This window comes from Variovorax boronicumulans (assembly GCF_040544675.1).
In the GTDB taxonomy this organism is placed as follows: Bacteria; Pseudomonadota; Gammaproteobacteria; order Burkholderiales; family Burkholderiaceae_C; genus Variovorax; species Variovorax boronicumulans_D.
This window is the reverse complement of the sequence record NZ_JBEPKK010000004.1, coordinates 38,004-61,461: the sequence shown is the minus strand read 5'-3', so window position 1 is coordinate 61,461 and position 23,458 is coordinate 38,004. Positions and strand designations below refer to the sequence as shown.

The 23,458-nt window shown below is 67.5% G+C and carries 20 protein-coding genes; 13 read left to right on the top strand and 7 right to left on the bottom strand.

Annotated elements, in window-relative coordinates:
* Positions 1-5: 5 nt before the first annotated feature.
* The 5 genes from ABIC90_RS08895 to ABIC90_RS08875 all read left to right on the top strand — a co-directional run bounded on the left by ABIC90_RS08895 (position 6) and on the right by ABIC90_RS08875 (position 4,602).
* Entirely contained in the window at positions 6-908 is a 903-nt protein-coding gene (locus tag ABIC90_RS08895; RefSeq protein WP_354353738.1) for an alpha/beta fold hydrolase, read from the top strand.
* The gene (gene queF / locus ABIC90_RS08890) at positions 905-1,792 is read left to right on the top strand and encodes an NADPH-dependent 7-cyano-7-deazaguanine reductase QueF (protein WP_354353737.1); all 888 of its coding nucleotides are present in this window, start codon (positions 905-907) and stop codon (positions 1,790-1,792) included. The genes ABIC90_RS08895 and queF overlap by 4 nt, the downstream gene beginning before the upstream one ends.
* 11 nt (positions 1,793-1,803) lie before the next feature.
* Positions 1,804-2,619, top strand: coding sequence for an ATP-grasp domain-containing protein (locus ABIC90_RS08885; RefSeq protein ID WP_354353736.1), 816 nt, complete (start codon positions 1,804-1,806; stop codon positions 2,617-2,619).
* A gap of 107 nt (positions 2,620-2,726) precedes the next feature.
* On the top strand, positions 2,727-3,632 hold the full coding sequence (locus ABIC90_RS08880) for an SDR family NAD(P)-dependent oxidoreductase (RefSeq protein WP_354353735.1): 906 nt from the start codon (positions 2,727-2,729) through the stop codon (positions 3,630-3,632).
* A gap of 79 nt (positions 3,633-3,711) precedes the next feature.
* Positions 3,712-4,602, top strand: a complete 891-nt coding sequence (locus ABIC90_RS08875) for a LysR substrate-binding domain-containing protein (RefSeq protein WP_354353734.1) — start codon at positions 3,712-3,714, stop codon at positions 4,600-4,602.
* A gap of 228 nt (positions 4,603-4,830) precedes the next feature.
* Here ABIC90_RS08875 and ABIC90_RS08870 read toward each other — a convergent pair whose 3' ends face one another.
* The 3 genes from ABIC90_RS08870 to ABIC90_RS08860 all read right to left on the bottom strand — a co-directional run bounded on the left by ABIC90_RS08870 (position 4,831) and on the right by ABIC90_RS08860 (position 8,383).
* Entirely contained in the window at positions 4,831-6,201 is a 1,371-nt protein-coding gene (locus ABIC90_RS08870) for an MmgE/PrpD family protein (protein WP_354353733.1), read from the bottom strand.
* A 109-nt stretch (positions 6,202-6,310) separates the two neighbouring features.
* Positions 6,311-7,477 (bottom strand): acyl-CoA dehydrogenase family protein, encoded by a 1,167-nt coding sequence (locus ABIC90_RS08865; protein ID WP_354353732.1) that lies wholly within the window; start codon positions 7,475-7,477, stop codon positions 6,311-6,313.
* Between the two features lie 120 nt (positions 7,478-7,597).
* Positions 7,598-8,383: a citryl-CoA lyase gene (locus ABIC90_RS08860; RefSeq protein WP_354353731.1), complete on the bottom strand. Its 786-nt coding sequence runs from the start codon at positions 8,381-8,383 to the stop codon at positions 7,598-7,600.
* 106 nt (positions 8,384-8,489) lie between these two features.
* On the opposite strand from ABIC90_RS08860, the gene ABIC90_RS08855 reads away from it, so the two are divergent.
* The 5 genes from ABIC90_RS08855 (at position 8,490) to ABIC90_RS08835 (ending at position 14,505) form a co-directional block, all read left to right on the top strand.
* Positions 8,490-10,847 (top strand): acyl-CoA dehydrogenase, encoded by a 2,358-nt coding sequence (locus ABIC90_RS08855; protein ID WP_354353730.1) that lies wholly within the window; start codon positions 8,490-8,492, stop codon positions 10,845-10,847.
* A gap of 34 nt (positions 10,848-10,881) precedes the next feature.
* A complete protein-coding gene (locus ABIC90_RS08850; RefSeq protein ID WP_354353729.1) occupies positions 10,882-11,868 on the top strand; it encodes a Bug family tripartite tricarboxylate transporter substrate binding protein in 987 nt (328 codons plus the stop codon).
* 3 nt (positions 11,869-11,871) lie between these two features.
* On the top strand, positions 11,872-13,368 hold the full coding sequence (locus tag ABIC90_RS08845; RefSeq protein WP_354353728.1) for a class I adenylate-forming enzyme family protein: 1,497 nt from the start codon (positions 11,872-11,874) through the stop codon (positions 13,366-13,368).
* A 115-nt stretch (positions 13,369-13,483) separates the two neighbouring features.
* The gene (locus ABIC90_RS08840) at positions 13,484-13,663 is read left to right on the top strand and encodes a DUF3606 domain-containing protein (RefSeq protein ID WP_354353727.1); all 180 of its coding nucleotides are present in this window, start codon (positions 13,484-13,486) and stop codon (positions 13,661-13,663) included.
* A 164-nt stretch (positions 13,664-13,827) separates the two neighbouring features.
* A complete protein-coding gene (locus tag ABIC90_RS08835) occupies positions 13,828-14,505 on the top strand; it encodes a hypothetical protein (RefSeq protein ID WP_354353726.1) in 678 nt (225 codons plus the stop codon).
* Here the strand turns inward: ABIC90_RS08835 and ABIC90_RS08830 are convergent.
* Positions 14,451-15,743 carry a DNA topoisomerase IB gene (locus ABIC90_RS08830; protein ID WP_354353725.1) on the bottom strand — a complete coding sequence of 431 codons (1,293 nt, stop codon included), beginning with the start codon at positions 15,741-15,743 and terminating at the stop codon, positions 14,451-14,453. The two genes, ABIC90_RS08835 and ABIC90_RS08830, sit on opposite strands and share 55 nt — an antisense overlap.
* Before the next feature lie 107 nt (positions 15,744-15,850).
* Between ABIC90_RS08830 and ABIC90_RS08825 the strand changes: the two genes are divergently transcribed.
* Positions 15,851-16,921 carry a purine-nucleoside phosphorylase gene (locus ABIC90_RS08825; protein WP_354353723.1) on the top strand — a complete coding sequence of 357 codons (1,071 nt, stop codon included), beginning with the start codon at positions 15,851-15,853 and terminating at the stop codon, positions 16,919-16,921.
* 6 nt (positions 16,922-16,927) lie between these two features.
* Here the strand turns inward: ABIC90_RS08825 and ABIC90_RS08820 are convergent, their stop codons facing one another.
* From ABIC90_RS08820 to ABIC90_RS08810, 3 genes are all read right to left on the bottom strand, one after another.
* On the bottom strand, positions 16,928-17,611 hold the full coding sequence (locus ABIC90_RS08820; RefSeq protein ID WP_354353722.1) for a TIGR02117 family protein: 684 nt from the start codon (positions 17,609-17,611) through the stop codon (positions 16,928-16,930).
* A gap of 4 nt (positions 17,612-17,615) precedes the next feature.
* The gene (locus tag ABIC90_RS08815) at positions 17,616-18,812 is read right to left on the bottom strand and encodes a Y-family DNA polymerase (RefSeq protein WP_354354084.1); all 1,197 of its coding nucleotides are present in this window, start codon (positions 18,810-18,812) and stop codon (positions 17,616-17,618) included.
* Positions 18,813-18,928: 116 nt separating this feature from the next.
* On the bottom strand, positions 18,929-19,564 hold the full coding sequence (locus tag ABIC90_RS08810) for a YiiX family permuted papain-like enzyme (RefSeq protein WP_354353721.1): 636 nt from the start codon (positions 19,562-19,564) through the stop codon (positions 18,929-18,931).
* A gap of 63 nt (positions 19,565-19,627) precedes the next feature.
* Between ABIC90_RS08810 and ABIC90_RS08805 the strand changes: the two genes are divergently transcribed.
* Positions 19,628-20,191: a putative glycolipid-binding domain-containing protein gene (locus tag ABIC90_RS08805; protein ID WP_354353720.1), complete on the top strand. Its 564-nt coding sequence runs from the start codon at positions 19,628-19,630 to the stop codon at positions 20,189-20,191.
* Between the two features lie 291 nt (positions 20,192-20,482).
* Positions 20,483-23,431 (top strand): type VI secretion system Vgr family protein, encoded by a 2,949-nt coding sequence (tssI, locus tag ABIC90_RS08800; protein WP_354353719.1) that lies wholly within the window; start codon positions 20,483-20,485, stop codon positions 23,429-23,431.
* The last annotated feature ends 27 nt before the right edge of the window (positions 23,432-23,458 follow it).

Here is a 23,458-nt window from a genome sequence, read left to right as displayed (position 1 = left end):
AACCGATGAAAGTCACCGCCAACGGGCTGCAGATCGAAGTCGACGACACCGGAGGCGAAGGGCGCCCGGTCATCCTGCTCATCATGGGCCTCGGCATGCAGCTGGTTGCATGGCCGACCGCCTTCGTGCAGCAGCTGGTCGACGCGGGCTTTCGCGTGGTGCGCCACGACAACCGAGACATCGGCCTGAGCCAGGGCTTCGACCACACGGGCGCGGGCAACATCGTGTGGGAAACCATCCGCCACCGGCTGGGCCTGAAGGTGCGCTCGGCATACACGCTGCAGGACATGGCGCACGATTCCGTCGGCGTGCTCGATGCATTGGGCATCGCGAAGGCACACATCGTCGGCGCCTCGATGGGCGGCATGATCGCGCAGCGTCTGGCGGCCACGGCGCCGGAGCGTGCCGCCAGCCTGGTGAGCATCATGAGTTCGAGCGGCGCGCGCGGCCTGCCCGGCCCGCGCCGCGAAGTGGGCGCCATGCTCATGCGCAGGCCCCTGGGCAAGGGCGAGGCCGAACTCGTGGCGCACAGCATCAAGCTGCTGCGGCTGATCCAGAGCCCGGCCTATCCGCAGACCGACGCGGAGCTTGCCGAGCGCCTGACCTTCAGCATGCGCCGTTCGTACCACCCGGCCGGGCTGATGCGACAGATGCTCGCCATCGGCGCCGACGACGACCGCCCCCAGCTGCTGGCGCGCATCCAGTGCCCGACGCTGGTGCTGCACGGCGAAGCCGATGCGCTCGTGCCCATCGCCTGCGGCCAGGATTCGGCGCAACGCATTCCGGGCTCGACCTTCATTTCGGTGCCCGGCATGGGCCACGACCTGCCGCCCCAGGTCTGCACCATCCTCGCCAACCACATCGCCCCGTTCGCCCATGCCGCGGACGCCAAGGACAAGACCCCATGAGCCTCGACAACCACCCCGACAACCCCCCCGACGACCCCAATACCCCCGAGCAATCGCAACTGGGCCGCGCCTCGGCCTATGCCGACAGGTACGACCCGTCGCTGCTCTTCCCCATCGCCCGCGCCACGCAGCGCGAAGCCATGGGCATCAAGACCGGTGCGCTGCCCTTCTTCGGCGCCGACCTGTGGACCGCCTTCGAAGTGAGCTGGCTCAACCCGCGCGGCAAGCCGCAACTGGCCATCGCGCACTTCACCATTCCTTGCGAAACGCCCAACATCATCGAGAGCAAGTCGTTCAAGCTGTACCTCAACAGCTTCAACAACAGCACCTTCGCGAGCATCGACGCGGTGCGCGAACATCTGCGCGCCGACCTGGCCGAAGCCGCCTGGCGCGGCAGCGACCAGTCCGCCGGCATCGGCGTGAAGCTGCTCACGCCCGACCTGTTCGACCGCGAGCCGGTGCACGAGATCGACGGCCTCGACCTGGACCGGCTGGACATCGAGTGCACGCACTACCAGCCCGCGCCCGAACTGCTGAGCAGCGACACCACGCAGGTGCACGTGAACGAAACCCTCACCAGCCGCCTCTTGAAAAGCAACTGCCTCGTGACCGGCCAGCCCGACTGGGGCAGCGTGCAGATCCGCTACAGCGGCCCGCCCATCGACCAGGCCGGGCTGCTCGCGTACATCGTGAGCTTTCGCAACCACAACGAGTTTCACGAGCCCTGCGCGGAGCGGATGTTCACGGACATCTGGAGCCGCTGCAAGCCGACCAAGCTGGCGGTGTATGCGCGCTACACGCGGCGCGGTGGGCTGGACATCAATCCGTTTCGCACCAGCTGGCCGCAGGCACTGCCGGCGAACATTCGCACGGCGCGGCAATAGAGGCGGGCAGTGTGGGCATTGCGCGGATCGAACAAAAGCTTCTGATCGTCAGCGAGACGGTCGGTGTGTCGAGCTATGACTTCAACTTTGAGTTGAACTTTGCATGCGACCACCCATACAGACTGGATGCTGAAGAGCGATGTGTTCTTCGAGTCGGTCCACTCGACGGCTACGACGCGATATTCGCTGAGAAGCTCGACATGGGGTTGCGGCTTGTCAACGCGCCGGAAGACCATCTTCTCGCCAGCGAACTGGAGCGGTGGTACCCCCTGATCCAAGAGCTGACACCCAGAACCGTTGTTTATGAAACGCTGCCCGATGCTGCCGAGATTGAAGCGATGTTCGAGTGGCCAGTCTTCCTGAAAGGCTCGCGGCAAACCAGCAAGCACAACCCCGAGCTCGCCATCATTAAAAGCCGTGCGCATTACGAGATGGCCGCCGAGAAGTATCGGGAGGATGAAATCCTTCACTGGCAGAAGCCAGTGGTCAGAGAGTTTGTTCCGCTGATGCCGATTGCCGGGCATGTTCCGGGCAAGGTCCCGCCCTCGGCGGAATACAGGTCGTTCTGGTGGAACGGAGCCTGCGTTGGCTGGGGGCGCTACTGGTATCAGGTGGCTCCATACGAAATTGCGGATGTGCAGATTGGTCTGGCTCTGGCGCAAGAGGTTGCCTCGCGCCTGAACGTACCTTTCTTGGTGGTGGACTTTGCCAAAGCGTTGGACGGACGCTGGATCGTCATCGAATGCAACGACGCACAGGAATCGGGCTACGCTGGCGTTAACCCGCTTCTGCTCTGGAGAAATATCCTTGAGGGCGAGGCGCGCTGACCCGAAGTCCCCCTTCGGAATTCAGAAACCTGCTCCCCGCCCCCTGTGGCATTCTGGATCGACCCCGCGAACCCGCGGGCGAACGAACCTCCGGAGCAGAGACAAACATGGTTGAAGGAAAAGTGATCGTCGTCACCGGCGCGGGCGGTGGCATCGGGCGCGACATCGCGCTGGCCATGGCGAAGAACGGCGCGAAGGTGGTGGTCAACGACATCGGCGCCGCGCTCGACGGCGAAGGCGGAAGCGCCGGCCCTGCGCAGCAGGTGGTGGATGAAATCCGCGCCGGGGGCAACGAGGCCGTGCCCAGCACCGACAGCGTGGCCGATGCCGCGAGCGCCGCGCGCATCGTCGAGTGCGCCGTGGAGAGCTTCGGCCGCATCGACGCGGTGATCAACAACGCCGGCATCCTGCGCGACCGCTTCTTTCACAAGATGTCGGTGGACGAGTGGGACGCGGTGCTCAAGGTGCATCTCTACGGCGCCTACTACGTGAGCCGCGCGGCCGCCACGCATTTCAAGGAACAGAATTCGGGAGCGATGGTGCACATGACCTCCACCTCGGGGCTCATCGGCAACTTCGGGCAGGCCAACTATGCGGCGGCCAAGCTGGGCATCGTGGCGCTGTCGAAGTCGATCGCGCTGGACATGCTCAAGTTCAACGTGCGCTCCAACTGCATCGCGCCCTTTGCGTGGAGCCGCATGATCGGCGCGATTCCGACCGACACCGAAGAGCAGCGCGTGCGGGTCGACAAGATCAAGCAGATGACGCCGGCCAAGGTGGCGCCGCTCGCGGTGTACCTGGCGAGCGACGCGGCGAGCGCGGTCAACGGACAGATTTTTTCGGTGCGCAACAACGAGATATCGCTCATCAGCCAGCCGCGGCCGGAGCGCTCGGTCCATCGGTCGGAGGGCTGGACGCCGCAGAGCATCGCCGAGCACGCGATGCCGGCGATGCGCGCCAGCTTCTACCCGCTGGACCGGTCGGCGGACGTGTTCAGCTGGGACCCAGTCTGAGGCCAGAACCGCGGAAGGGCACGCACGGCGCCATTCGCTGGACAATGCGCGTTCCTCCCGCTTCCTGCTTGCCTGCCCGGTGAACCTGCATTTCGACCTGTTCGACCTGAAACTGTTCGTCTACGTGGCGGACGCACGCAGCCTCACGCGCGGCGCGGAGAAGGCCTGCATATCTCTGGCGGCAGCCTCCACGCGCATCAAGCAGATGGAAGAGGCCGTGGGCGGCAAGCTGCTGCACCGCAGTGCGCAGGGCGTGACGCTCACCGCCGCGGGAACGGCGGTGCTGTATCACGCCAAGCGCGTGATGCAGCAGATGGAGCACCTGCGCTGCGACATGCAGGACTTCGGCAAGGGCATCAAGGGGCATGTGCGGGTGTTCGCCAACACCACCTCGATCACCGAATACCTGCCGCAGAAGCTCGCGGGCTTTCTCACGCAGCACCCTGCAGTGCAGGTGGACCTGCGCGAATACCTGAGCGAGGAAATCGTGCGCGCAGTGGCCGATGGCGAGGCCGACATCGGCATCCTCGCAGGCGACGTGCACACGGGCGATTTCGATGCGCGCGCGTTCGGCAGCAACCAACTGGTGCTTGTGGTGCCGAAGACGCATCACCTGGCGGGCGCGCCTTCCGTGGCCTTTGCCGACACGCTCGATGAACAGCATGTGGGGTTGCACCATGGCAGCGCCATCCATCGGTTTTTGCAACGCCGCGCGGAGCTGGCGGGGCGGGGTTTCAATCCTCGCATCCAGGTCAGCAGCTTCGAGGCCATCTGCCTGATGATCGAAGCGGGCGTGGGGGTCGGCGTGTTGCCGGCGTCTTCGGCGCAGCGGCTGTCGATGGCGATGCGGATCTCCACTGTTGCGCTCAGCGATGCGTGGGCGGAGCGGGAGCTCAAGCTCATTGCTCGCAACCGCGAGCAGTTGCCGGCTTCTGCGCGCGAGCTGTTCGATCATCTTGTCGCGCTCTAGCTCTGCCCGGGAGCGGAAGCCGCCCGGTCTGCGGTGCGGCGCAGCCGACCCCACTGCGCCGGCCCTTCGGGCTTCCCTGCGGTGCTCGCGTTTCGCGGGGTCTCGCCGAACTCGCTGCGCTCAAACAGCGGCGAGCCCTGATCCGCGAAACGCTGCGCTCCTCGGCGGCGCAGAGGGGCCGGCTGCGCCGCACCGCAGACCGGGCTTGTTTGGGTTTTAAGGCTGTCGTCAGGGGAGCCAGCGGCCCACTTGGGTTGTGGTGGCGAGTTGCCAGATGCGTTGGCACATGGCGTTGGCTTCTTCTGTGGTGGCGCCTTCGCCGTAGTGCGCGAGGCGCTGCATCTTGTCCTCGATTTCCGCGCGGCTCAGGGTGTTGCCCGGGTCGCCCTTGGGCTCGTCGACGCGGCCCTGCAGCGTGCGGCCATCGGCGGTTGCTACGCTGACCTTGCCGATCCATCGGGCGGGGTAGGCAGTGTCGACTTCGGTGTCGAGTTGCATCGTCACCTTGTCGCGAAAACCCGCCACTTCCGGCGCAAGAAAGTCGCGGTCGAATTCGCCAAGGCCTGCGCGGCCGTGCACCGCGATCAGGCCGAGCACCGTGCCCATCGAGAACTTGCCTTGATGGACTGTCGCTGGCACCGTCACGCGGCCCAGCACGTCGATGGCGCCTTGGTGCACATGCGTGGTCACGCGGGCGATGTCGCTGTGCTTGAGCTTGTTCTTCGTCATCACATCCAGCAACGCGTCGGCGGCGGGGTGGGTGTGGCGGCACGAGGCGTGGTACTTGAAGGAGGTTTCGGCGAGCGCCCAGCGCGTGCCCAGGCCATCGGTGAGCTTTGCGGGATCGGCATCGCTCGACATGCCTGCCCCCAGGCCCTGTGCACCTTCGAGGACCTTGGCGGCGCCAGTGAACCCGTCCTGCGCGAGGTAAGCCGACAGCAAGCCGCTCGCCGCCGCATGCGCGCAATGCAGCTGCTTGGAATCGGCCGCATCGCGCAGGAACTCCCACACGCCGGCCGACTGCGTGCCGGCCGAGCCGAAGGCGTGCAGCATCTGCTGCGGCGTGAGGTCGAGCAGGCGCCCCACAGCGGCTGCGGCGGCGATCGTGCCTGCCGTCGCCGTGGTGTGAAAGATCTTGTAGTGCGAACGCCCCAGGAACTCGCCGACGCGGATGCCGACCTCGTAGCCCGCCACCACGGCGGTCAGCAGTTGCGCGCCGCTCGCGCCGATGCTCTGCGCCACCGCGAGTGCGGGTGCGATGACCACGGCTGCCGGATGGAACACCGAGCCGTTGTGCACATCGTCCTGTTCCACGAAGTGCGAAGCGGCCGCGTTGACGAGCGCGGCGAACAGCGGCGAGCTGGTGCGGCGCGAGGTCAGTACTTCGCTGGGGCCGTCTGCCGGTCCCATCAGCTGCGCGAAGCGCTCGATGCTGCGTATCGGTCGCGCGGTGCGCGCCGCGAGCACCGAGCCGAGCCAGTCGAGCATCAGGTCTTCGGTGCGGCGCAGCACGGGGGCGGGGATGTCCGCGAATTGCAGCTCGGCGGCGAAGGTGGCGAGCACCTGGCTGGGGTGGTCGACGGCGATGAGGGAAGTCATGAAGGATCCTTTCGGGGAACACCGAGGAACCGGCTTTGCCGGGCCTCCGGTGTTGCCCCCGGTAGGGGGTTGGAGAAGCGACACGTAGTGCGCGAAGCCTGGGGGCGAGTCAAAAAGATCGGGGCAGACCGAGCATGTGTTCGGCCACATAGCTGAGGATGAGATTCGTCGAGATCGGCGCGACCTGGTAGAGCCTGGTCTCGCGGAACTTGCGTTCGATGTCGTATTCGCACGCGAAGCCGAACCCGCCGTGGAATTGCAGGCAGGCGTTGGCCGCCTCCCAGCTCGCCTTGGCCGCCAGGTACTTGGCCATGTTGGCCTGCGCGCCGCAGGGCTGGTGCGCATCGAACAGGCGACAGGCTTCATAGCGCATGAGGTTGGCCGCCTCGATCTCGATGAAGGCCTCGGCAATCGGAAACTGCACGCCCTGGTTCTGGCCGATGGGCCGGCCGAAGACCACACGCTCCTTGGTGTACGCCGTCACCTTGTCGATGAACCAGTAGCCGTCGCCGATGCACTCGGCCGCGATCAGCGTGCGTTCGGCGTTGAGGCCGTCCAGGATGTACTTGAAGCCCTGGCCCTCCACGCCGATCAGGTTCTCTGCAGGAATCTCGAGGTTCTCGAAGAACAGTTCGTTGGTCTCGTGATTGACCATGTTGAGGATCGGCCGCACCGTCATCCCCTTGCCGATGGCCTCGCGCAGGTCGACGATGAAGATCGACATGCCTTCCGATTTCTTCTTCACATCCGCGAGCGGCGTGGTGCGCGCCAGAAGAATCATCAGGTCCGAGTGCTGGATGCGCGAGATCCACACCTTCTGGCCGTTGATGACGTAGCGATCGCCCTTCTTCACCGCGATGGTCTTGATCTTGGTGGTGTCGGTGCCGGTGCTGGGCTCGGTCACGCCCATCGATTGCAGGCGCAGCTCGCCACTCGCGATGCGCGGCAGGTAGTTGCGCTTCTGGGCCTCGCTGCCGTGGCGCAGCAAGGTGCCCATGTTGTACATCTGGCCGTGGCAGGCACCCGAGTTGCCGCCGCAGCGGTTGATCTCTTCCATGATCACCGAGGCCTCGGTGAGGCCCAGCCCCGAGCCGCCGTATTCCTGCGGAATCAGCGCAGCCATCCAGCCGGCCTTGGTGAGTGCATCCACGAATTCGGCGGGGTAGCCGCGGGCCTCGTCGATCTTGCGGAAGTATTCGTTGGGAAACTGCGCGCACAGGTCGCGCACGGCGTCGCGGATGTCGGGGAAGCTGGGTTCGCTGTCGTGGTTGTTCATGCCAGGGTGTGCTCGAAAAAGTAGTCCGCTCTCGCTGAGAAAAAATCCGTTCACGCTGAGCTTGTCGAAGCGCCGCGCGAGGCTTCGACAGGCTCAGCCCGAACGGTTTTGGGGCTCATGTCAGTCTTGGCGTGGCCCGCCGGCTTCCTTTTCCACCCGCTGCCAGATCTCGATGGCCATCGGGTCGTCGATCTCCTCCAGGATGTGGCCCACCAGGCCGATGGCGCGCGCCATCACGCCGATGCCGCGAATGATCTTCCACGGAAAACCGAACTCGGCGGCAATCGCGCCGATGGCGCCGGTGGCGTTGATCGGCAGCGACTTGCCCGAGACGCGCTCGGCTTCTTCCTGCACCGCCTGCATCAGCGCGACATAGTGGGTGGAGAGGCCGTTCTCCGCCGCGATCTGGAACAGGCGCGGCGTGCGCGGATCGATGGGCTTGTGCAGCGGATGGCCCAGGCCCGGCACGATCTGCTTGCGCGCGCGGTGGTCGGCCACGATGTCCTTCGCCATGTCGGCGAGCGGGCGCGCGGGCTTCTCGCCGAAGGGGATCGCTTCGTACAGCATCTTCGCCGCGCCTTCGGTGCTGCCGACGAACACGGTGCCCAGACCGCACAGGCCCGCCGCCACCGCGGCCTGTAGCGCCTCGGGTGCGCCTGCGTAAGTGAGGCGTGCCGCCAGCGCGCTCGGCGTCACGCCATGTTCGACCAGCGTGACGACGATGGCGTTGAAGGTTACCGACTCCTGCGGCGTCGGGATGCGCCCCGTGAGCTCCAGAAAGGCCATGTCGCCGAGGTTCAGGTGGCCGAGGATTTCGGAGGGCAGGTCGCGCCCGCGCACGGTGATCCTGTCGGGCGTGCTGTGGCCCAGTTCGGTGTGCAGGGATTTCTTGATCTTGGTGGTCATGCGCCGAATCTAGTCCCGTCCCGCGCGAGGTGGCTCCGTGATTGCGAAACCCTCCCTTCGGCAAATGCAAATGCCGCCCGGCGGGGTCTTCTGCCACGCTGCGGCCATGGACATCGAATCACTCTCGGCAATGCGCGAAGCGGCGCTCGACTACTTCGTGCGAAGCCGCGCCACCCAACGACGGCGCGCGCTGACGGAGGAGCCCGACGCGGGCGAAGCACAAGGCTGGAGCGCGCTCGCGGAACTGGGCTGGACGGGCATGCTGGCACCCGAAGCCGCTGGCGGCCTTGGGATGGAGCTCGACGGCGCGGCAGAAATCCTGCGCGCAGCCGGCGAGCATGCGGCGCCCGAACCGCTGCTGGCCGTGGCCGGCCTCAGCGCGTTGTTGCTGGCGCGGCTGGACACGCCGGCGGCCCGTGCCCTGCTCGCCGAACTGGTCGCGGGCCGCAGCCTGCCCGCGCTGGCCTGGCAGGAGAGCGCGGGTGATTTGAGCGCGGTGCCGCTGGCTTGCGGCTGCGAAGCGCGCGTCGGCGGTGCAGGCGGCGGGTATGCAAGCGGCGGGCATGCAAGCGGCGTGCTGCTGCAAGGCGAAAAGCTCATGGTGCTGCCCGGTGCCGCCGCCAGCGGCTGGCTGGTGTCCGCGCGCGGCGCCGGCGAGGCTGTGCTGCTGTGGGTGCCGCGCGGCACCGAAGGCGTCACCGAAACGCTGATGCCGCTGGTCGATGGCGGGCAGGCGGCCAGCCTGCGCTTCGAGCAGGTCGCGCTGCCGCCCGAGGCGGTGCTGGCCGAGGGGCCCGCCGCGCAGGACGCATTGCGCCATGCGCTCGCGGCCGGGCAGATCCTGCAGGCCGCGGAGCTGCTGGGCGCAGGGCAGGCAATGCTCGCGCAGACGCTGGCTTACTTGCGCACCCGCTCGCAGTTCGGCAAGCCCATCGGCAGCTTCCAGGCCTTGCAGCACCGCTGCGTCGACATGTTCATCCATCTCGAAGTCGCGCAGGCCACGCTCGGCGAGGTGCTGGCGCTGGCCGCGCAAGGGTTGCCTGCGGAGCGGCTGGAGGCCGAGGCGAGCCGTGTCAATGCGCGCTGCACGGCGGCCGCGTTGCAGGCCTCGCGCACATCCGTGCAACTGCACGGCGCCATTGGCTACACGCAGGAGTGCGACCTGAGCCTCTACTACAAGCGCGTGCTGTGCCTCTCCGCATGGCTGGGCAACGTCACCGCGCACCAGCAACGGCATGCCGCGCTCACCGGCGAAGCCGAGGCCGCCGCGAGCACCACCGCATGGACCGCTGAATTCCCGCGCATTGCCGACTGGGCCGCCATGCCCGAGGCCGAGTTCCGCCGCATGGTGCGCGGCTTTTTGCAGCAGCGCTATCCGCAGGCATTGCGCTACCTGTCGCACCGCGCGCGATGGCGCGAGATCCGCGACTGGTACCTCACGCTGTCCGCCCAGGGCTGGATCGCCCCGGCCTGGCCGCAGGCACACGGCGGCATGGGGCTGCCGGCCGACAAGCTCATCGCGTGGATCGAAGAGCTGGAGCAATACGGCGTGGCGCGCGCGCCCGACCAGGGCATCGTGATGATCGGGCCGCTGCTCATCCAGCACGGTACGCCCGAGCACCAGCAGCGCTTTCTGCCGCGCATCCTGAGCGGCGAGCACGTGTGGTGCCAGGGCTATTCGGAGCCCAATGCCGGCTCCGACCTCGCGGGCCTGCGCACCGAGGCCGTTGCCGGGCGCGATGCCGAGGGCGAGCACTTCATCGTCAACGGCCAGAAGATCTGGACCACGCTCGCGCAGGATGCCAACCACATCTTCATGCTCGTGCGCACCGACAAGGAAGCACGCAAGCAGGAAGGCATCAGCTTTCTTCTGTGCGACCTGCGCACGCCGGGCGTCACGGTGCGGCCTATCCACACGCTCGCGGGCGAGCCGGAGTTCTGCGAAGTGTTCTTCGACAACGTGCGCGTGCCGGCCGAAAACCTCGTGGGCAAGCTGCATGGCGGCTGGACCATTGCCAAGGCCCTGCTGGGCTTCGAGCGCATCTTTCTGGGCAGCCCCAAGCAGTCGCAGTACGCGCTGGGCCAGCTCGCGCGGCTGGCGCAGGCACGGCGCCTGTTCGCCGACCCCGTGTTCGCGCAGCGCTACGCGGTACTCCGGCTCGACGTGGCCGACCTGACCGCCGCCTACACCCGTTTTGCCGACATCGTGCGCGCCGGCAAGCCGCTGCCCGCGTCGGTCTCGCTGCTGAAGATCTGGGCCAGCGAGACCTACCACCGCATCGGCGCGCTGCTGGTCGAGGCCGGCGAAGAGCAGGGCGCCATCGCCGGCGACCAGGTGCTCGACGGGCAAAGCTTCAACGTGCTGTCGCCGCTCATCGGTTCCACGGCCGCAATGATCTACGGCGGCACCAACGAGATACAGCGCAACATCCTCGCGCGGCAGGTCCTAGATCTGCCGGTATGAGGCGCCGAAGAAATAAACAACAGGAGACAACGCCATGGAATCCCTCGACCTCACCCGGCGCCACGCCGTTGCCGCGCTGGCGGGCAGCGCATTGCTGTCCATGCTGCCCTCGCGCGCGTTCGCGCAGCAGCCGCTGCCATCGCTCATCAAGCTCGTGGTCGGCTACTCCGCCGGCGGGCCGGTCGATGGCGCGGCGCGGCTGTTGGCTCCCGCGCTGAGCCAGGAACTGGGCACGCAAGTCATCGTGGACAACCGCCCCGGCGCGAGCGGCTCGCTCGGCGGCGATGCGGTCGCCAAGGCCTCGCCCGACGGCGCCATGCTCTTCTTCGGCGCGAGCCCGACCATCACCATCAACCCGAACGTGCAGCGCAAGATGGCCTTCGACCCGATGAAGGACCTGACGCCCATCGCGCCGCTGGTGGACTACACCAACGTGCTGGTCATCAACAACGATGTGCCGGTGCACAGCGTGGCCGAACTGCTGGCCTACGCCAGGACGCGGCCGGGCAAGGTGTTCTACGGGTCGGCCGGCGTGGGCGCCTCCAACCACCTGAGCGGCGCGCTGCTGGAGAAGATGACGGGCGTGCAGCTGACCCATGTGCCCTACAAGGGCAGCGCCCCGGCGCTGGCCGACGTGATGGGCGGCACGGTCACCATGATGTTCGACATCATCGCCACCTCCAAACCCTTCATCCAGACGGGCAAGGTGCGCGCGCTGGCCGTGACCTCGCGCCAGCGCAACCGCATGCTTCCCGAGGTGCCGACGATGATCGAATCGGGGGTGCCGGGCTACGACGTGGGCGGCTGGTTCGGCCTGTACGGCCCGGCGCGCATGGACCCGGCGCTGGTCGCGCGCATCAACGCCGCGGCGCAAAAGATGCTGGCGCGCGAAGACATCGCCAACCGGCTGCGCGAGCAGGGCTACGACGTGTGGCCGGGCGGCGCCGATCTGCTCGCGGCCAAGGGCCAGTCGGACCGCAAGCTCTGGGCGACCGCGTCCAAGGGCATCGAGGCGGAATAGCCGATGCGCCGCATCCACAGCCTGCTGGAAGAGCGCGCCGTTCGCACGCCGGAGAAGGTCTTTCTTTTCGAGCCTGGGGGCACCACGAGCTACGCGGCGCTGCAGGGGTTGGTCGACGTCGCGGTGCAAGACCTGCTGGCCGCCGGCGTGCGGCCCACGGACCGCGTGGTGCTGGTGGCCGAGAACTGCGCCGCGCACATCGCGCTGCTGATGGCCTGCAGCCGCGTCGGTGCGTGGTCGTGCGGCGTCAACGCGCGCATGTCGCCGGGCGAGATCGCGGCCATCGCCGAGCGGGCGGATGCGCGCCTGTGCTGCTTCACCACCGCATCCTCGGAGGCTGCGCGGCAGCATGCGGCACGCGCCGAGGCCACGCCGGCCGCGTTGCCGGGCGTGATGTATTCCGCCACGCGCGCCCAGGCGCAAACGCAGCCCGATGCCGCGCTGGCCGACACGGCCGCGATCATCTTCACCTCGGGCACGTCGGGCACGCCCAAGGGCGTGATGGTGTCGCACCGCGGCCTGCTGCATTTCGGGCGCGTGTCGGCGTCGGTGCGGGCGCTGAACGAGCGCGACCGCGCCTATGCCTTCCTGCCGATGACGCACATCTTCGGCATCGGCACGGTGCTGATGGCCGCGCTCACCGGCGGTGCATCGCTGGTGCTGCGCGCCAGCTTCTCGCCGGCCGACGTGCTGCATGCGCTGGCGCACGAGGAGGTGTCGAACCTGCTGGGCCCGCCGACGATGTATGCGCGGCTGCTCGCGCACATCGATGCCGAGGGCGTGGCGCCGCGCTTTCCTCAACTGCGCTATGTGTACACCGGCTCAGCGCCGCTGGACCTCGCGCTGAAGCAGCGCGTGGAGCGCCTGTTCGGCCAGCCGCTGCACTACGGCTACGGCCTGTCGGAGTACGCGGGCTCGGTGTTTCTCACGCGCGTCGAGGCGCCGCGCCAGGACACCGCGGCCGGCCATGCGGTCGAGGGGGGCGAGGCCCGCATCGTGACCGCCGACGGGCAGGATGCGCCGCAAGGCGACACCGGCGAGATCTGGCTGCGCGGCCCCGGTCTCATGCTGGGCTACTTCCGAGATGCGGACGCCACGTCCCAGGTCATGCGCCCCGGCGGCTGGTATGCCACGGGCGACCTCGGGCGCTTCGGTGCCGACGGCGCGCTGTTCGTGGTGGGGCGGCTCAAGGAAATGATCATCCGCTCGGGCTTCAACGTCTACCCCGCGGAGATCGAGGCGGTGATCGGGCGCTTTGCCGGCGTGCACCTGTGCGCGGTGGTCGGCGTGCCCGAGGCCGACGGCAACGAGCAGATCGTCGCCTTCGTCGAGATGAAGCCCGGTGCGGCGCTCGACGAAGCTGCGTTGCGCGCGCAACTGGTCGAGCACCTCTCGCCCTACAAGCGCCCGGCCCGCATCGAGGTGATCGACGCCATGCCGACCACCGCCAACGGCAAGCTGCTCAAGCGTGAACTGCGGGCGCGCGCCCTGCAGCCCTGAAACGCGGCCAGTGCCGCAGCACTCGGATTTTTCCTGCATGGAAGTGCGATGCTGTCCTCCAGTGCGGCACCACTTGCCGCCGCATGGTCAGGGCCTTCAACAAGGAAGCTACACCATGGCCGATGACCTGAGCAAGCGCGGACCGCAGGATGCGGCTCGCATCAATGTGAATGAAGCCCACGAGGTCCGTTACTGGACCCAGACGCTGGGCGTTACCGAAGCGCAGCTGCGTTCGGCTGTGGCTGCCGCCGGCGTGGAAACCAAGGACATACGGGTCTACCTCGGCAAGCCATGAACGCGGGACAACGCGCACGGCGCTTCAGTAGGCACGCTCCTACATCCCGGACAGAGGGCCGGCACGATACTTGGTGCCTCCCCCGCTTCGAGGAATTGCCCAGTGACCGTGTCTCCAGTCGCCACTTGCCGCGCCGATCGTGCGCCTATCCCGGCGGCCGCCCCATGAAGTCCTCCCCCGGAGCGCGCAGCTGGATCGCCGCCGGCGTGCGCCATGAGTTGCTCACACGAGCCTTGCCGGCGCTTCGGCACGACATGGCGGCGCCCGTCTCTGTGATCCGCATGGCGCTGCTGATGCTCAAGCGCCAGGTGGGCGCGGCCGCCATCGATGGCGCTGCCTGCGCGGAGCGGGTGGCGCTGATCGACAACCAGGTGTCCGAACTGGTGGCTGCCATCCGGTCGCTGCGCGACTGGGAGCTTGCGACCACCGATGACGGGATCACCCGCAGCGCCCTGGTGGCGCAGTGCGTGAGCCTGATGCGTGCCGCCTTCGACCTGCACGGCGTGACGCTCGATGCCGAGGCCTTTCCGGAACCGAAGGATGACGAGCCCCGTTGGCCCGCAGGCGCGGCGCTTCGCTACCTGTTTCTCGGTGCCCTCGGTTACCTGCACGACGGCGTGGACGAGGCCGGCACCATCCGCGTCGAGCCGCTGGGCGCCGACGGCTTGAAGCTCAGCGCCGTGCTGCGCGACACCGCCAGCACGAACCCGGTGCTCGATGCGCACCGCGCACCGCGCGCGCTCGCCATCGATGCGATCGCGCTTCAGAACCTTGCCGAGGACATGGGCTACACGGTGGCGCTGGAAGGCGACAGCGTGCGCTTCAAGCTCGCGACCGGCTGAGGCCGGCGGCTCTTGTCGGGCCTGGCCGATTTGCCTGACTTGCCCGACGTGGCCGCCGTGCCCGACTTCGCGGCACGCTGCCCCGAAGCCAGACCCCTCCTGTGCGTGCGCAGGAATGCCAGCAGCCTGCGCTCCGACGCATAGAGCCCGCGCGAAGGCCGGGTCGGAATGCGGGCCATCTTCTCGAACACGGCAGCGGCATCCTCGTCGTTCGCGAGCGCACTGCCCAGCGACAGCACCGCAGGGTGCACATAAGCCTTCTTGCAGACCGCCGGCGTGTTGCCCAGCTGCCTGGCGACGGCGGTGATGATGTCCTTGGCGCTGTAGCGGCTGCCGTCCACGCCGCCGCGGCCCGGCTCGCAGGCCAGGCGCGTCAGCTCCAGCGCCTGCACCGTGCCATGCCAGGTGCGGAAATCCTTGGCGGTAAAGCGCTCGCCCTGGGCGGCTTCGGCGATGTAGTCGTTGACGTCGGTGGACGAGACGCCGTGCAATGCGCCTTCTTCGTCGGCGTACTGAAAGAGCGCCTGTCCCGGCAGCTGCTGGCACTGGCGCACCACCTTGGCCACGCGCGGGTCGTCCAGCCGCGCCTCGTGCATCACGCCGCTCTTGCCCTTGAATCGCAACTGCAGCGCCGCGCCCTGCACGGCCACATGGCGGTTGCGCAGCGTGGTGAGCCCGTACGAGCCGTTGCTGCTGGCGTACTCCTCGTTGCCGATGCGCAGCAGCGTGGTGTCGAGCAGCCGCACCAGCGCCGCCAGCACCTGGCCGCGGCCGGGGGCCTTGCGGCCCTTGTCAGGTTGCAGGTCGCGCTGCACACGGGTGCGGATGCGGGGCAGCGCGAGCGCAAAGGCTTCCATGCGCTCGAACTTGGTCTCGTCCTTCATCGAGCGCCAGTCGGCGTGGTAGCGGTATTGCTTTCGGCCGCGTGCATCGACGCCGGTGGCCTGCAGGTGGCCATTGGGCAGGGGGCAGATCCACACCTGCGTGTAGGCCGGCGGAATCGCCAGCATGCGGATGCGCGAGATCTCGTCGACATCGCGCAGCCACCGGCCCTTGGCATCGCGATAGCGAAAACGCTCGCCGTGCTTCAGGCGGGCGATGCCGGGCATGTCGGGGTTGACGTAGACCAGGCCGTTGGCGATGGGCGTCGGCTTGGAGGGCACCTTGACGGGCGGCTTGACGGGCGGCGTGACGAGAGGCGCAGTCGAGGAAGTCGAGCGAGAGGAAGAGGCCGGCATGGTGTTTGCGTCTGGAGATGCATCCGCTTTTGCCAGCGCCGACAATGGCGCGGTGTAGGACGCCGCAAGCTGTTGGTGCCTTCCTTCCTCCTGTTCCGGGCCAGATCATGTTCACTCGTTTTTCCTCCTCCTTTTTTTCTTTGTCGTCGGTCGCCATTCGCTGGCCGGCGCTGTGCGGCGTCGCATTGCTCGCCACGGCCTGCGCCTCCCATGCGCCCGTGCCTGAAGCGCGCACCGCCCCGGCGGCCGCGCCCGTCAAGGTCAAGGTGTTCGTCGCCGCCATGTTCGAGATCGGCCAGAACACCGGCGACCGCGCCGGCGAGTTCCAGCACTGGTACGAGCGCTACTGGAAGGGCGCGAAGCCCATGGCCGTGCCCGGTGCGCTGCAACCCGTGTACTGCAACGCCGACGGCGTGTGCGGCGCGGTGCTCGGCATGGGCAAGGTCAACTCGTCATCGTCGATGCAGGCCATCCTGCTGAACCCGCAGCTCGATTTTTCGCAGGCCTACTACGTGATTTCCGGCGTGGCCGGCACACCGCCTTCGCGCGGCACCATTGGCGAGGTGAGCTGGGCCACCTGGCTGGTCGACTACGACCTCGGCCACCGCTGGGCGCCTGAAGAAAACAAGCCCGGCGAGCCCACCTTCATGCCGCGCAAGGGCTACGAGGACTACCGCCGCTTCAAGCTCAACCCCGACCTGGTCGGCTGGGCCATGAAGCTCTCGGCCGACACGCCGCTGAAGGATTCGGAGTCTGCCCGCAAGTACCGCCTGCGCTACCCCGATGCTGCCGCACGCCGCGCGCCTTTCGTGGGCACCGGCACGCACATGACCGGCGACACCTTCTTCCACGGGCCGGGCATGTCGAAGCAGGCGCAGTACATCGCGAAGCTTTACGGTGCCGACGACTACGTGATCACCGAGATGGAAGCCGCCGCCATCACGCTGGTGATCAAGCGCACCCACGGCACCGACCGCGTGATGAGCCTGCGCGGTGCCGTCAACTTCGACCAGGGCAATCCGAAGGAAGCCACGCTGCAGCATCTGGACCCGGCGCCGGGCGAAACCGCTGGCGGGTTTGCCGAGACGGTGGAAAACATCGCGCTGGTCGGCACCCGCGTGGTCGATCACATCGTGAAGAACTGGCCGCAGTGGCAGGCCGGCGTACCGAAGCCGTGATCGGGTTCAGGGCTGCGCGGGCTGCAGATGCCAGGTCACGTTGAAGTCGAACGGCGTCCATCGGCTCACCGTGACGCCGGCACGCCGAAGTCCGCGCCCCGTCCAGGTGTTGCAGGTCTCGAAGAGGTGGTAGCCGCCTTCGGCTTCGTAGAAGGCATCCTGCTTGTCGTAGCGCGCGCCGGCGATGGGTGTTGCGCGGCCTGAAGGCAGGGTGGCGCGCACATGGTCCACGAGCTGCGCGTATTGCGCCTGTGAGAGCGGCAGCTTGTAGGCACCGCGGCGCATCTGCGCGCGCTGCAGGTAGGTCACATGCACCAGTGCCCGGTTGCCGCCCGACAGCGCACCGAAGGCGCGTGCGGCCGTCAGGTCGGCCCAGGTGGGCGTGTGCAGATAGAACTCGCGGTCGCCCCAGCCGATGGCGACGAATTCGGCATCGGGCGGCACCGCCTTGAAATCCGTCAGCGGAAAAAGCTGCAGCCAGTCGACCGTGGCCGACCGGATCGGGAACACGAGATCGGTGTGCACGCCGTTGCTCAGCACCCAGGCTTCGATAGCGGGTGCTTCTGCGGCGGGTTTCGCGTTCGCGGGCCAGAACATCAGCGCGCACGCCACGGCCACATACAGCCCCACCGCAGCCACCAACCCCAGCAGCGTGAATGCCATGCGCCGGAGCCAGCGTTGGAGCGTCATGTCGTCAGAAGAGCGATGCGGTGGTGAAAGCCGGCTCGGCCGCCGAAGCGCGTGCCGCGCCCGCACCGCCCGGCGCCAATGCCTCGGGGCTGCCCGCCTTGGCAAGCGCACCCACGCGCACGCCCAGGAGGCGCAGCGGGCGCTCCAGCGGCACGCGCTTGAGGCACAGGCCGCCGACCTGCCGGATCGTCTTGCCGTCGTCGGTGAAGCGGTCGATGGTCTGGTCGCGCGTGGCGATCCTGAAATCGTCGTAGCGCAGCTTGATGCCGATGGTCTTGCCCACGTAGCCCTTGCGCTGCAGGTCCTCGGCCAGCTTCTCGCACAGGTGCGTGAAGATCGCACCCAGCTCGGCGCGGTCGCGCACCGCATGCAGGTCGCGGTCGAAGGTGGTCTCGCGGCTCATCGAGACGGGCTCGCTCTCGGTCACCACCGGCCGGTCGTCGCGGCCCCAGGACACCTCGTGCATCCACGCGCCGGTGGCCTTGCCGAAGTTCTGCATCAGCCAGTCGCGGTCGCGCGCCGCGAGCTCGCCCACGGTCTCGATGCCGAAGCGCTTGAGCTTCTCGTCGGCCTTGGGGCCGATGCCGTTGACCTTGCGGCAGGGCAGCGGCCAGATGCGCGTCTGCAGGTCTTCCTCGTGGACCACCGAGATGCCGTTGGGCTTGTTGAACTCGCTCGCCATCTTGGCGATGAGCTTGTTGGGCGCCACGCCGATCGAGCAGGTGAGGCCGGTGGCGTCGAGGATGGCTTTCTGGATCAGCCGCGCGAGCGAGCGTCCGCCGTCGCGCTGGCCGCCGGGCACATCGGTGAAGTCGATGTACACCTCGTCCACGCCGCGGTCTTCCATGAGCGGCGCGATGTCAAGGATCACCTGCTTGAAGGCGCGCGAAAAGCGCCGGTACTCGTCGAAATCCACCGGCAGGATCAACGCCTGCGGACACAGCTTGGCGGCCTTCATGAGCCCCATCGCCGAGCCGATGCCGAACTGGCGCGCGGGGTAGGTGGCGGTGGTGATCACGCCGCGGCCCGCGTAGTCCTTCAGGCGCGGAAAGGCATCGAGCGGGATGTCGGCCAGGGTGCCGCCCTCGGGCAGGTTGCGGATGGCTTCGTCGACGGTGCGCCGCCCGCCGCCGATCACCACCGGCAGCCCCTTGAGCTGCGGATAGCGCAGCAGCTCGACCGACGCGTAGAAGGCGTCCATGTCGAGGTGGGCAATGCGGCGTAGCCGCGGCGTGGCGGGGGGCTGGGAACTCACGGAAACGATTGTCTCGCGGCTGGACGGCCCGCGCCGGGCGAGGGGCACCGTTCGGCCCGCGATCAGCGCGTTTCGACGGTCACGAGCAACGGCGAATCGAACATTGCCACCGGCGAGATCACCGGCTCGTCCATCGGCACCGTGTTGCCATAGCGTTCGCGCATCTTGGCGCGCACCGCCGGGTCTTTCAGGTTGAATTCGCGGATCTTCTGCAACTCGCCGATGCGCACGCCCAGCGCGCGCTGGTAGAGCTTCCACACGAGCTCCGAGCAGTAGATGCGTCCGTCCGACCATTCGAAGGTCAGGTCGTAGGGACGGCCCGAAAAGTCCGCGGTGCGGGCATGCAGCCGGGCCACGGCGCCGGTCGTGAGCAGCGTGTCGGCATCGCGCAGGCGCTTGACCACGTAGTGCCCGCCGTTGCCGCGCGCCGTCCATTGCGCGAGCGGCGTGTAGCGCACCGTCGACACGGCCTCGAACACAAAGGGCTTGCCGTCCCGCAGCAGCACGATGCCCATGTGGCTGTAGCGGGAGCCTGTGGCGCGCTGCACCGCCACGCTCTGCGCCGAGCGCGAGGTGTGGAAGACGATGTCGCCGTCTTTCAGGGCGGCTGCGGCGTGGCTGACGGGGCTCGCCAGTGCGGCGAGGAATGCGCCCAGGAGTGCGGCCAGCGCGGCGGGTGCAGTGCAAAGGGCTTTCATCGTGCGGGGCATTTTGCGCGATGCCGCTTGCGTGCCGCCGCATGCGGGGCCATCATCCGCGCCATGCAAACCGTCGCCTCCATTCTCTGGCGCAGGCTCGACGCACCGGGCCACGACGCCTGCCGCCTCGAGCGCAATGCCTCGGCCTGGCAACTGGACGGCGCGGCCGTGTTCCGCCAGGAGGACGGCCGCATCGCGCAGCTGCACTACCGCGTGCGATGCGACCTGCACTGGCACACGCAGTGGGGCACGGTGCGCGGCTGGCTCGGCGGCTCGGCCGTCGACCTGTCGATCACGCGCGACGCGCACGGCCACTGGAAGGTCAACGACGAGGCGGTGCCGGACCTCTCGCACTGCGTGGATCTCGACCTGGGCTTCACGCCCGCGACCAACCTGCTGCAATTGCGGCGGCTGAATCTTTCGGTGGGGGAGTCGGCAGATGCGCCGGCCGCGTGGGTCGACCTCGACGGCGGCGAGGTGCTGAGCGAACTGGCGCAGCGCTACGAGCGGCGCGCGGAGAGCGAATATGCGTATGCGGCGAAGCGCTTTGGTTATGAGGCGGTGTTGAAGGTCACGGGCGATGGCTTCGTGAGCGACTACCCGCGGCTCTGGGTGGCCGAAAGCTAGCTAGCAATCCCGGCGGAAGTGGGGCAGGTGCCATGCGGGCCGAAATCGCGTTGCCCCTTCTTCCGGCTACTGACGATCAAGCGCTGTGTCTTCAGGTGCGCATCGTGTACGGCGTTCGGCCCGGGCAGGAGCGGGGAGGGTGAGCGAGACGCGATCCAGCCCGACACTCGCAAATTTTTCACGCCTCGCTGCGCCAGTTGCGCGCGTGAGTCATGGTTGACCATTGTTTGCAACAGTGCAACTCCTAGCTGCCAGAGACTGCCGGACCGTCGTTCATCCGAGGTCCAGCGCGTGTCTCAAACCCTCACCGTCACCAGCCCCGCCATTCCCGACTCGATGGAGCCCGTGCGCCTGTCGGGGCGCGAGGGCGTCAACACACTGTTCGAGTACGAGCTGCTTCTCAAGACCCCCGATGCACTGAACTTCAGCTTCGGCGCCGCGGCGGACATCGATCTGGACAGCTTCATCGGCTGCGAGCTCAACTGCACGATCGAGCTCGACGGCGCAGGCGAGTTCACTACAGGCGCGACGGGTGCAACTGCAGGAGGGCTTGGTGCGGGCGTGCGCGAGATCAACGCGCTCATCACCGGCGCGCAGTTCTGGGGCGAAGAAGGCCGGCACCTCCAGTACAAGCTGACTTTGCGCCCCTGGCTGCATCTGGCCACGCTGACGACGGACTGCAAGATCTACCAGAACAAGACCGTCGTCCAGATCCTGGATGAGCTGCTTGCGGACTACGGCTTCCCTGTCGACAACCATCTGGGCGACACCTACCCGGTCCGGGACTTTCAAACGCAATTCAACGAGAGCGACTTCGCATTCTTCGAGCGCCTGTGCCAGGAGTGGGGCCTGAACTTCTACTTCTCGCACAGCCAGGGCAAGCACCGCCTCGTGCTCACCGACAACATGGGTGCACACGCGCCGATGCCGAGCCGGGCCTATCGAGACATCGAGTACCACCCGCCCGACTGGAAGGTCGATGCCGAATACATCCACAGCTTCGTTCCCCACCACCAGCTCACCAGCGGCCAGTACACCGGCCGCGACTACGACTACACCCGGCCCAGGGCCGACCTGACTGTCAAGCGCGCCGATCCCCGCTCCACCGGCCAAGCCGGGCAGGAGGTGTACCAGTGGCACGATGGCCGGGGCGGCAGCCATTACGCGCAGCCCCGCGCCGGGGCAGGCGTCAACCAACCCCTTGAAGAGGGCCGTCGCATTGCCCTGCTGCGCATGCAGGCCCTGCGCACACATGGCGCTCGCGCCAAGGCCAGCGGCCGGCTGCGTGGCATGGTCCCCGGCTTCACCTTCCAGTTGCACAAAAATCCCCGCGAGGCCGCCAACGTCCAGTACCTTGTGCTGGACACCCGGTTCCTTATCGAAAACATCGCGCAGGAGAGCCAGGGCGCGGAAGCCGCAGCCCACCGCAAGCAGATGTGGCGTGTCGAGGTCGACTTCACCGCCCATCCCGTCACCGAACCCCTTCGACCTGAACTGTCGCGGCACAAGCCGAGTACCCAAGGCCCCCAGGTTGCACTGGTCGTCGGCCCCGAGGGCGAGAACCTGTGGACCGATGAACTGGGCCGCATCAAGGTCCAGTTCCCCTGGGACCGCCTCGGCCAGAAGAACCAGCATTCCACCTGCTGGTTGCGGGTGAGCTCGCCGTGGGCCGGCAACCAGTTGGGCGGCATGCATCTACCGCGCATCGGCCAGGAGGTCATCGTCGACTTCATCGGCGGCGACCCGGACCTGCCCTTCTGCACGGGGCGCGTGCACAACCAGATGAACCTGCCGCCCTGGAAGTTGCCCGGACAGGCGGCGCTGTCAGGCTTCAGGAGCCGGGAACTCGTCAAGGAAGGCGGCAACAGCGCCGGCGGCCGTTCCAACCATCTGGTGCTGGACGACACCGACCAGAAGATCCAGGCGCAGCTCAAGAGCGATCACCAGAGCAGTTCGCTGAGCCTGGGAAACGTCACGCGCATCGATGGCAACGCAGGCCGGCTGGATGCACGCGGCGAAGGTTTCGAACTGCGCACCGACGCACACGGCGCCATTCGTGCCAAGCAGGGTCTGCTCATCACCACCGAGGCGCGTCCCGACGCCAGGGCGCATCTGCTCGACAGCGGCGAAACCCGCCAGCGACTGGTCGAGGCGGGCGATCTGCATGACGCGGGGGCGCAGGAGGCGCAGAAAAACAAGGCGCAGGAAGGCAGCGACCAGGCCGAAGTCGCCAAGTCCCTGAAGGCGCAGAACGATGCGGTGAAGGGCGAAGGCGCTGCCGATGTCCAAGCCGGGCGCTTCCCCGAACTGGCGCAGCCGCACCTGGTTCTCGCCAGCCCGGCGGGCATCGAGACCACCAGCCAGTTCAGCACGCACATCGCCAGCGTCGAGCACACGGCGATCACCAGCGGCAGGCACACCAGCATCACCAGCGGCGACAGCCTCCTGGGCGTGGCGCTGCAGGCCATCAAGCTCTTTGCGGCGCAAAAGGGCATCAAGGTCGTGGCGGCGCAGGCCGACATCGACATCCAGGCGTTGAAGACCTGCATCCACCTCCTGGCCAAGGACGAAGTCACCATCCGGGCCGACAAGATCCGGATCGAGGCCAAGACGGAGTTGGTGATAAATGGTGGCGGCAGCTACGCCCGCTACAAGGGCGGCGGCATCCAGAGCGGCACCAGCGGCCCGCATGTCCAGCATGCGAGCGTGCACAGCATGGTCGGCCCCAGCAGTGCAAGCCGACCCGGCCTGCCGGACGGGTTGAAGCCGGGCAAGGGGCAACTCGAGCTCACGCACCGCTATGCCAACAACCACGGCTTGAAGGGCGCGGACTACAAGGTCACCGACTCGGCCGGGCAGGTCAAGACCGGCACGCTGGATGACAAGGGCTTTGCGGCTGTCTCGGGGCTGGCACCGGGTGGGGCGCGCATCGAGCTGGGAAAAGACCCGCGCAATCCGTGGGACCACGGCAGCTACTTCGGCAAACCGACATGGCCGCCCGACAAAACCGACGGCAATGCGGACGCAGCCACGGCGCCTGCAAACGACATGCTTGCGGGTCTCATGAAACAGGTCAATCGCGCCGTCAGCACAGCCATCGGCGGCCACCTCGGTCACCTCGGCGGCATCGCCAAGACCGCCGCTGCGGCATCTGTTGCAAACAGCGCGATGGGCGACATCGCCGACAAGGCCGCGGCGCGATTGCCGCCGGGGGTGGTGCTGCCTCGCACCACGGTCTGAAACCACAGGCGTGCGCAGCGCCTACCC

Excerpts from the sequence above, each read along its gene's own strand:
- ABIC90_RS08860 (WP_354353731.1), bottom strand. The coding sequence starts at position 8,383 with ATGACCACCAAGATCAAGAAATCCCTGCACACCGAACTGGGCCACAGC.
- ABIC90_RS08805 (WP_354353720.1), top strand. The coding sequence starts at position 19,628 with ATGCAAACCGTCGCCTCCATTCTCTGGCGCAGGCTCGACGCACCGGGC.
- ABIC90_RS08850 (WP_354353729.1), top strand. The coding sequence starts at position 10,882 with ATGGAATCCCTCGACCTCACCCGGCGCCACGCCGTTGCCGCGCTGGCG.
- ABIC90_RS08870 (WP_354353733.1), bottom strand. The coding sequence starts at position 6,201 with ATGACTTCCCTCATCGCCGTCGACCACCCCAGCCAGGTGCTCGCCACC.
- ABIC90_RS08865 (WP_354353732.1), bottom strand. The coding sequence starts at position 7,477 with ATGAACAACCACGACAGCGAACCCAGCTTCCCCGACATCCGCGACGCC.
- queF (WP_354353737.1), top strand. The coding sequence starts at position 905 with ATGAGCCTCGACAACCACCCCGACAACCCCCCCGACGACCCCAATACC.
- ABIC90_RS08840 (WP_354353727.1), top strand. The coding sequence starts at position 13,484 with ATGGCCGATGACCTGAGCAAGCGCGGACCGCAGGATGCGGCTCGCATC.
- ABIC90_RS08845 (WP_354353728.1), top strand. The coding sequence starts at position 11,872 with ATGCGCCGCATCCACAGCCTGCTGGAAGAGCGCGCCGTTCGCACGCCG.
- ABIC90_RS08830 (WP_354353725.1), bottom strand. The coding sequence starts at position 15,743 with ATGCCGGCCTCTTCCTCTCGCTCGACTTCCTCGACTGCGCCTCTCGTC.
- ABIC90_RS08820 (WP_354353722.1), bottom strand. The coding sequence starts at position 17,611 with ATGACGCTCCAACGCTGGCTCCGGCGCATGGCATTCACGCTGCTGGGG.
- ABIC90_RS08825 (WP_354353723.1), top strand. The coding sequence starts at position 15,851 with ATGTTCACTCGTTTTTCCTCCTCCTTTTTTTCTTTGTCGTCGGTCGCC.
- ABIC90_RS08880 (WP_354353735.1), top strand. The coding sequence starts at position 2,727 with ATGGTTGAAGGAAAAGTGATCGTCGTCACCGGCGCGGGCGGTGGCATC.
- ABIC90_RS08815 (WP_354354084.1), bottom strand. The coding sequence starts at position 18,812 with ATGGACGCCTTCTACGCGTCGGTCGAGCTGCTGCGCTATCCGCAGCTC.
- ABIC90_RS08810 (WP_354353721.1), bottom strand. The coding sequence starts at position 19,564 with ATGAAAGCCCTTTGCACTGCACCCGCCGCGCTGGCCGCACTCCTGGGC.
- ABIC90_RS08895 (WP_354353738.1), top strand. The coding sequence starts at position 6 with ATGAAAGTCACCGCCAACGGGCTGCAGATCGAAGTCGACGACACCGGA.
- ABIC90_RS08835 (WP_354353726.1), top strand. The coding sequence starts at position 13,828 with ATGAAGTCCTCCCCCGGAGCGCGCAGCTGGATCGCCGCCGGCGTGCGC.
- ABIC90_RS08855 (WP_354353730.1), top strand. The coding sequence starts at position 8,490 with ATGGACATCGAATCACTCTCGGCAATGCGCGAAGCGGCGCTCGACTAC.